The organism is Stenotrophomonas sp. STEN038 (genome assembly GCF_056759895.1).
The window spans coordinates 1-7327 of the sequence record NZ_JBRRDW010000094.1; the positions used below are offsets into that span (position 1 = coordinate 1).

Consider the following 7327-nt stretch of genomic DNA (forward strand, 5'->3'; position numbering starts at 1 on the left):
CTCACCCCGGTCTTCGTCTCTGTGCTGGGGGGCTGCCTTCCTCGCGTGGGGGGGGGTTGTGTCGTCCCCTCCCCCGCCCTTTTGTCCCTGGCCCCCCCACTACCCCGCCCCGCCAACCCCACCCGGCCCGGCCATATTGCGAAGCAACATGCGTCCAACCCCCGGCTGTGCTAAAAAATGCGCGCCAATCGTTTAGATCGATCCAAATCGACACCCCCACGATCCCCGGCAACGGAACCCTGCTCGAGCGCCAAACCAATCATTGAGCGAACGCAACAAGGCTCCGGTTTCACCCGTTTTTAGATCGATACAAGTCCAAATCAACGTGACAGTTAGCGATTCAATCCAGGAGAGGGAGAGAAATGAAACAGATCACACGCAAGCACGGCCGCGACACATTGTCCGCCGCCATTGCCTTCGCCTTGTTCGCCGTCGCAGCCGTTCCCGGCGCAGCGCTCGCGCAACAGGCCAGCACCAGCCCCGATGCCACCACGCTCGACAGCGTCAACGTCACCGGTTACCGCTACGCCATCGAAAAGAGCCTTGAGCAGAAGCGCGACGCCAATGCCGTGGTCGAGGTGATCACTGCAGAAGATGTCGGCAAGTTCCCCGACAAGAACGTGGCCGACGCACTGCAACGCGTGCCCGGCGTGATCATCACCCGCAGCGGCGGCGAAGGTAAGAACGTCAGCGTGCGCGGCCTTGCTGCCGACTTGACCCTGACCCAGTTGAACGGCAACTACGTCGCCAGTTCGGAAACCAACAACGAAGCCTCGCGCTCGTTCAACTACACCTTGCTGCCGTCCAACATGCTGTCGGCCGCCGAGCTGTACAAGACCCCGGAAGCTCGCATCGAAGAAGGCGGTATCGGCGGCACGGTGATCCTGCGCACCCGTCGCCCTCTGGACATGGAGTCGAACTCGGGCTTTGCGAGCATCGAAGGCACCACTTCCGACACCACCAGTGGTATCGATCCACAGGCCTCTGCGATGTACTCCTGGCATAGCAAGGACGAGCGCTTCGGCGTGCTGGTCGGCGCAACCCAGCAGAATCGGCGCAGCCGCACGATGGAGGCGACAACCGAAGACTGGCAGTGGTACAGCGACCGCCTCGACGCCAATGGCAACATCAGCCACGACTACGTCTGGAACGAACCCGGCACTACCCGCAACCCGCCCGTTGACACCAATGGCAACCCGTTGACTGGTATTTCCCAGTTCTGGGGTCGCTCTGGCATCTACGACCAGAACGGCAATCACTACTCCGGCTTCGCCATGCCAACATCGGTGAACTTCGCCGTCAAGGATGAAAAGCGCGAGCGCAGCGGTGGTCAATTGACCCTGCAGTTCAAGCCGGTCGACAACGTCACCATGACCGCGAACTACTTCCGCTTCGAGCTGGAAGGCAATTACACCCAAAACATGCTGAAGATTCCGGAATGGAACCTCGCGCGCGTGGCCGGCGACGGCAACTGGGAGCCCGGCCGTCTGCTCAACGGGTTCACGCTTGATCCGAGCGGCACCATCATCACCGGTGCCGAGTACGAAAAACTGCCGGGCAAGACTTACATCTGCAGTGAAGACGAAGCTGCCGCTGCGGGCTTGCCTGGCGGTGGCTGGGGCCCGGACGACTGCACCATCCCTACCCCGCAGATCACCGGTACCTATAGCCGCGAAAAGGCACTGTCGCAGACCGGTGACCTGACAATCGACTGGGACATCAGCCCGCTGTGGAAAGCATCGTTCGCCGGTGGCCGTACGTGGTCCGAAGGTGGCCCGTCGATGAGCTTCCGCACCGCTGCCAAGCCGCGCCGCAAGGTCGGTGACACCTGGGAAGCCGGCAACCTGTACAGCGCCTGGGACATCTCTGGCACGCCAACGGCCACGTTCTCACCGGATCTGCAGCAGAAGTTGATGTCCGGCATCGCAGAAATCGATACCGGCTCCACCGATTCGTCCTGGACGCAGACCAGCATCAAGCAGAATCACTTCCAGGCTGACTTCAACAAGCTGTTTGAAGCAGGCATGCTGGATTCGATCCAGTTTGGCGCCAAGTACAGCGATACCAAGGTGCACCGCAATACCGGCAATACCTACTGGGTATGCCAGGGCGCGGACCCCAGTGACTACAGCAAGCGTTATCAGGCCGGTTGCGACTCCACCGCCGGCATTGCACAACCCGGTTTCTTCCTGTCGCAGCCGCTGAGCAACATCGGCGGTGGCTTCAACGCGAACGTGTTCCCGGGCATCAACTACCCCGGCTACATTGACTATCTCAACAATCGATACGGTGCGGCGCAGAACCGTCGTGAAGACGACTTCGTCTACAACGTAGGCGAAAAGGTCTATTCGGGCTACTTCCAGGCCAATTTCCGTACTGAGCGCCTGCGCGGCAACATCGGTGTGCGTGTCGCACATACCAAACAACATGCCGAATCCAGCGACTCGGTCGAGCGTTTCATCGACTACTTCGCTGACAATGCCAACGGCACGCCGATGGCTTGTACCGATCCCGCCGCCGCTGCGCTGCTGGGCTCGAATACCGGTTATGGCTGCGAAAGCGGCTTCGTGCGCCTGCCCGACAGCATGGCCCGCGAAAAGACCTATGAAATGGCGACGCTGGACAAGAGCTACACCGACATCCTGCCCAGCTTCAACATCGCATGGGACATTACCGACAACCTGGTGTTGCGCGGTGCTGCATCCAAGGTCATTTCCCGCCCCCGTTACACCAGCATCGCCTATCCGGGCGGCTTGAGCTTCTACAGTGCCGAGTACAGCGCCGACCGCGTCGTCGCTGGCGGCGCCGTGAATCCGGGCTGGTATGGCTCTGGCAGCAACAAGAACCTGGATCCGTTCGAGGCGGTCCAGTACGACCTGAGCATGGAGTGGTACTTCAAGCCCGGCGCGGTTGCCGGCGTTGGTCTGTTCCGCAAGGATGTGAAGAATTTCACCGTGCGCGTGCAGCGTGACATGCAGGTGAATGTCGGCGGACAGACGGTGACCGTGCAGAACTATGCAACCGACGTCAACGGCCAGGATGGTGTATCGCAGGGTGTTGAACTGTATGGCCAGTACACCTTCGACTTCGGTCTTGGCGTCCAAGCCAACTACACCTACAACGACACCAACCTTGCATCGCTGGAAATCAATGGCGAGAAGATCGGTTCCTCACCGCTGGTTGGCAGCGCCAAGAACCAGGCCAATGTCACCGTGTTCTACGAGAACAGCCGCTTCCTCGCACGTGCTTCGTACAACCGTCGCGGTGAAGTAGTGGGTGACCAGGTCAACGGTTTCACTGTCTACTCCGAGCCCTACGACCAGCTCGACCTCAACGCCGCCTTCAACATCCGCGAGGACCTTACCCTGAGCGCATCGGTGCTGAATGCCACCAAGTCGGAGCAACGCGCGCACCTTGGCAATGACACCAAGGCTCGGCTCTACTCCAACAGCTATGCAGGTCGCCAGCTGTACATGGGCCTGACCTGGAAGTTCTAAGGCTGGTTTAATCGTGCTGCCTGCACGGAGGTATTGGAAAAGCCGCGCTGGTTACAGCGCGGCTTTTTTAATTCGACGGAGACTGCTTTCCTTCTCCCGCCTGCGGGGGAAGGTGCCCGAAGAGCGGATGGGAGGGTTTTTGTTTTTGTTTTTGTTTTTGTTTTCGCTTTTGCTTTTGCTGTTTCAGCTCTTTCCAGCGCATTTTCTATCAAAGAAACCGCAAAGCAAGAGTCAAAAGCTGCCCTCACCCCAACCCCTCTCCCGCACGCGGGAGAGGGGCTAGCAATCCCGCATGTGGAAGAAGGGCTGGCCATCCCGCATCCCTATAACTCACGTTAACGCCGTCATAACCCCTTTCCGGTACGCCGGCCGCTGCTGCAGCCGCGCATACCACGCTGCCAGATGCGGCAGCTCCGGTCGCTGGATCGGCATTTCAAACCAGGCGTAGATGAAGGCCCCCAGCGGGATATCACCCATCGCGAAACGCTCACCGGACAACCAAGGCTGCTTTTCCAACGCCGCATCAACCAGCGCCAACAACTCACCACAGCGCAACAACGCCGCCGCAATCCGCGCCTCATCGCGGTCCGCCGGCGCAGTCCGCACAACGCCCCAGAACAAATCGCGAAATGCCACCGCGAAACTTGATGTAGTCCAATCCATCCATTGCTCACTGCGCGCACGCTCCAGCGGATCGGACGGATACAACACGTCCAAGGCATAACGCGCTGACAGGTAACGCACGATGGCGTTGGACTCCCATACCGGCAGGCCATGATCTTCGATCACCGGTACCAGCCCGTTGGGATTCATCGCGCGGTACTCGGCCGTCTGCGTGCCGCCAAACGCGCCGCCCACTTCGATCGACTCATACGGCAGGCCGATTTCCTCGGCACACCACAGCACCTTGCGCACATTGCTGGAATTGCGCCGGCCCCAGATCTTCAACATTCACCCACTCCTTTCAACTCAGTTTTCATCGCGCGCTCCCTTGCGTGGCAACGTGCGTACCGCCGATGCCTTGCCGGCGCGCTTGACCTCGAACAGGCCGGTGGCATCAATCAACTCACTCAACTTGCGATAACCATAATTGCGCGAGTCGAACGAGGCGCGATTGGCGATCTGATTGCCCACCGCGCTCAGCAAGGCCCATCCCTGCTCATCCGCCACGGCATCCACTGCGCCGCGCAATAGATTGAGCAGGCGCGTGTCACCACGCAGCTCATTGGTGCTGCGCGGCTTGATCGGCGCTGCCGGAGGCTCCGCGACTTCCGTTGCAGTCGCCGCGGTCGGCGCGCTGCTGGTGGGCACCTGCTCGACAACTTCGGGCGCATCGTTGCCCAGCGCTTCGAGATAGGTGAACTTCGAGCAGGCGTTGACGAAGGCCAAGGGCGTCTTCTGCTCGCCGAAGCCATATACCTTCACACCGTCAGTGAGGATGCGCATCACCAGCGGGGTGAAGTCGGCGTCGCTGGAAACAATCGCGAAGCCATCCAGGTTGCGCGCGTACAGCAGGTCCATCGCGTCCACCACCATCGCCATGTCCGAGGCATTCTTGCCCTTGGAGTAGGCGAACTGCTGGATCGGCCGGATCGCGAACTCATGCAGCACGGTTTCCCAGCCCTTCAACCGCGGATTCTTCCAGTCGCCATAGGCGCGACGTACGTTGGCCACGCCGAAGGCGGCCACTTCCACAAGGATCTCGTCGATCTTCGATGACGGTGCGTTGTCGGCATCGATCAACAGCGCGATGCGCTTCTCAGGCTCAGACACGGGTGACTCCATGGCGGCAAGCTGACCGTCAGTATCGGTCATCGCTGTTTCAAAGCACATCAATGCGATGATGTGCGCTGACAACCCGCCCCCACGGCCGGTTCACCGGCCACACCGGAGTACGTCATGCCGCAACACCCGCACATTGTCGTCATCGGCGGAGGTTTCGCCGGGCTCTGGACCAGCCGAGCGCTGGCCGATGCGCCCTTGCGCATCACCCTGGTCGATCGTCGCAACCACCATCTGTTCCAGCCGCTGCTGTACCAGGTGGCCACCGCCGGCCTGTCCTCACCGGATATCGCTGCGCCGTTGCGGCATATCCTCGGCAGGCAGCGCAATATCGAGGTGCGGTTGGGTGAAGTGGTCTCCATCGACAAGCATGCCAGGCAGGTGCAGCTCGGCGATGGCAGCCTGATCGCCTACGACATGCTGCTGGTTGCCAGCGGCGCCACCCATGCCTATTTCGGCCACGACGAATGGGCCGCCGATGCGCCCGGCCTGAAGACGCTGGACGACGCGCTTTACCTACGCCGCAAGCTGCTGCTGGCCTTCGAACGCGCCGAAGCCGAACCCGATCCGGCCAAGCGCGCCGCATGGCTGAGTTTCGCCATCGTCGGCGGTGGCCCCACCGGCGTGGAGCTGGCTGGCACGCTGGCCGAGATCGCGCGCCACACGTTGAAGAACGAGTTCCGCCATATCAATCCGGCCGACGCCAAGGTGCGGCTGGTTGAAGCCGGACCACGGGTGCTGTCCACCTTCCCGGAAGTGCTGTCACTGAAGGCCCGCCGCCAGCTGGAAAAGCTCGGCGTGGAAGTGCTGACCGGCACTGCCGTCAGCCATATCGACGGACAGGGCTTCCAGCTTGGTGACACCCACGTGCCCGCGCGCACCGTGGTGTGGGCAGCCGGTGTGGCCGCCTCACCACTGGCACGCACGCTGGACGTGCCGCTGGACCGCGCCGGCCGCGTACAGGTGGAACCGGACCTCACGGTTCCCGGCCACCCGGAGATCTTCGCCGGTGGCGATCTGGTCGCACTGATGCAGGCCAATGGCCGCCCGGTACCGGGCGTGGCGCCTGCCGCCAAGCAGATGGGCAAGTACGTGGCGCAGGTGATCCGCGCGCGTCTTGATGGCAAGCCAGCGCCACCGCCATTCCGCTACAACGACCAGGGCAACCTGGCCACCATCGGCCGCATGGCGGCGATCGTGCATGTCGGCAAGCTGCAGCTGTCCGGTTTGCTGGCCTGGTGGTTCTGGCTGGCCGCGCACGTGTTCTTCCTGATCGGCTTCCGCAACCGCTTGGTGGTGCTGCTCAACTGGGCGGTGGCGTATTGGAGCTACCAGCGCAGCGCGCGCATCATCCTCGGCGATGCCGACGAGGACGATGGCAAGGAACCTGCGGGCTGACCGCAGCCGCGCCAGCGGCAATCAGCTGTTGCCGTTGGCGAACTGCTCGAATACTTCGCGCCCGGTGAGTTTCGGTGTCTGGTTGGCCAGTTCGTAGTACGACGGCTTTTCGTCGATGAAGATCTGGCTGGCCAGTTCGAACGATTGTTCCTGGAACAAACCGGCCGGCACGAAGTATTCGCCATCTGGCACCAAGCGGTAATACAGGTGCGTGCCGCACTGTGAGCAGAAGCCGCGCTCGGCCCAGTCGGAGGATCGATAGGTCTTCAACGCGCTGCCGATGACCTGCACCTGGTCATCGCAATGCACCGCGAACAGCGGCCCACCGGACCAGCGCCGGCACATGCTGCAATGGCATAGACCGATTTCGGAATGCTCATTGGCGATCACTTCGACCGCACCGCACAGGCAGTTCCCTTTCATCACCAGCTCCGTCTGCAAGAGGAATGCCGAATCTACACGGGAAAGCTCCCTTGCCGGCGACGAGAATCGTCCTGTAGTGCCGAGCCATGCTCGGCAGAGGCTTTACCAACGCACCCTGTAGTGCGGGGGGGGGGGCGGGGGGGGGGGGCGGGGGCGGGGCGGGCACGCGCCGCGCGCGCGCGCGCCGCGGGCCGACGCCGGGGCGGCGCCCCACGCCGCCCGCCGGC

6 protein-coding genes are annotated in these 7327 nt (G+C 62.0%); 3 read left to right on the plus strand and 3 right to left on the minus strand.

Features of this window, described 5'->3' with window-relative positions:
• Window positions 1–362: 362 nt before the first annotated feature.
• Together ACVOLS_RS20975 and ACVOLS_RS20980 are read left to right on the plus strand one after the other, a co-directional pair.
• Window positions 363–3497, plus strand: a complete 3135-nt coding sequence (locus tag ACVOLS_RS20975) for a TonB-dependent receptor (RefSeq protein WP_481547232.1) — start codon at window positions 363–365, stop codon at window positions 3495–3497.
• Between the two features lie 33 nt (window positions 3498–3530).
• Window positions 3531–3836: a hypothetical protein gene (locus ACVOLS_RS20980; RefSeq protein WP_481547233.1), complete on the plus strand. Its 306-nt coding sequence runs from the start codon at window positions 3531–3533 to the stop codon at window positions 3834–3836.
• On the opposite strand, the gene ACVOLS_RS20985 is transcribed toward ACVOLS_RS20980, so the two are convergent.
• The gene (locus tag ACVOLS_RS20985) at window positions 3828–4448 is read right to left on the minus strand and encodes a glutathione S-transferase family protein (protein WP_481547234.1); all 621 of its coding nucleotides are present in this window, start codon (window positions 4446–4448) and stop codon (window positions 3828–3830) included. The two genes, ACVOLS_RS20980 and ACVOLS_RS20985, sit on opposite strands and share 9 nt — an antisense overlap.
• Window positions 4449–4466: 18 nt before the next feature.
• Window positions 4467–5282, minus strand: a complete 816-nt coding sequence (locus tag ACVOLS_RS20990; RefSeq protein WP_481547237.1) for an NYN domain-containing protein — start codon at window positions 5280–5282, stop codon at window positions 4467–4469.
• Between the two features lie 114 nt (window positions 5283–5396).
• Between ACVOLS_RS20990 and ACVOLS_RS20995 the strand changes: the two genes are divergently transcribed.
• Window positions 5397–6677, plus strand: a complete 1281-nt coding sequence (locus ACVOLS_RS20995) for an NAD(P)/FAD-dependent oxidoreductase (protein ID WP_481547235.1) — start codon at window positions 5397–5399, stop codon at window positions 6675–6677.
• Window positions 6678–6698: 21 nt separating this feature from the next.
• Here ACVOLS_RS20995 and ACVOLS_RS21000 read toward each other — a convergent pair whose 3' ends face one another.
• Window positions 6699–7100 carry a GFA family protein gene (locus tag ACVOLS_RS21000; protein WP_481547236.1) on the minus strand — a complete coding sequence of 134 codons (402 nt, stop codon included), beginning with the start codon at window positions 7098–7100 and terminating at the stop codon, window positions 6699–6701.
• Window positions 7101–7327 lie beyond the last annotated feature (227 nt).

Excerpts from the sequence above, each read along its gene's own strand:
- ACVOLS_RS20990 (WP_481547237.1), bottom strand. The coding sequence starts at position 5,282 with ATGGAGTCACCCGTGTCTGAGCCTGAGAAGCGCATCGCGCTGTTGATC.
- ACVOLS_RS21000 (WP_481547236.1), bottom strand. The coding sequence starts at position 7,100 with ATGAAAGGGAACTGCCTGTGCGGTGCGGTCGAAGTGATCGCCAATGAG.
- ACVOLS_RS20985 (WP_481547234.1), bottom strand. The coding sequence starts at position 4,448 with ATGTTGAAGATCTGGGGCCGGCGCAATTCCAGCAATGTGCGCAAGGTG.
- ACVOLS_RS20995 (WP_481547235.1), top strand. The coding sequence starts at position 5,397 with ATGCCGCAACACCCGCACATTGTCGTCATCGGCGGAGGTTTCGCCGGG.
- ACVOLS_RS20975 (WP_481547232.1), top strand. The coding sequence starts at position 363 with ATGAAACAGATCACACGCAAGCACGGCCGCGACACATTGTCCGCCGCC.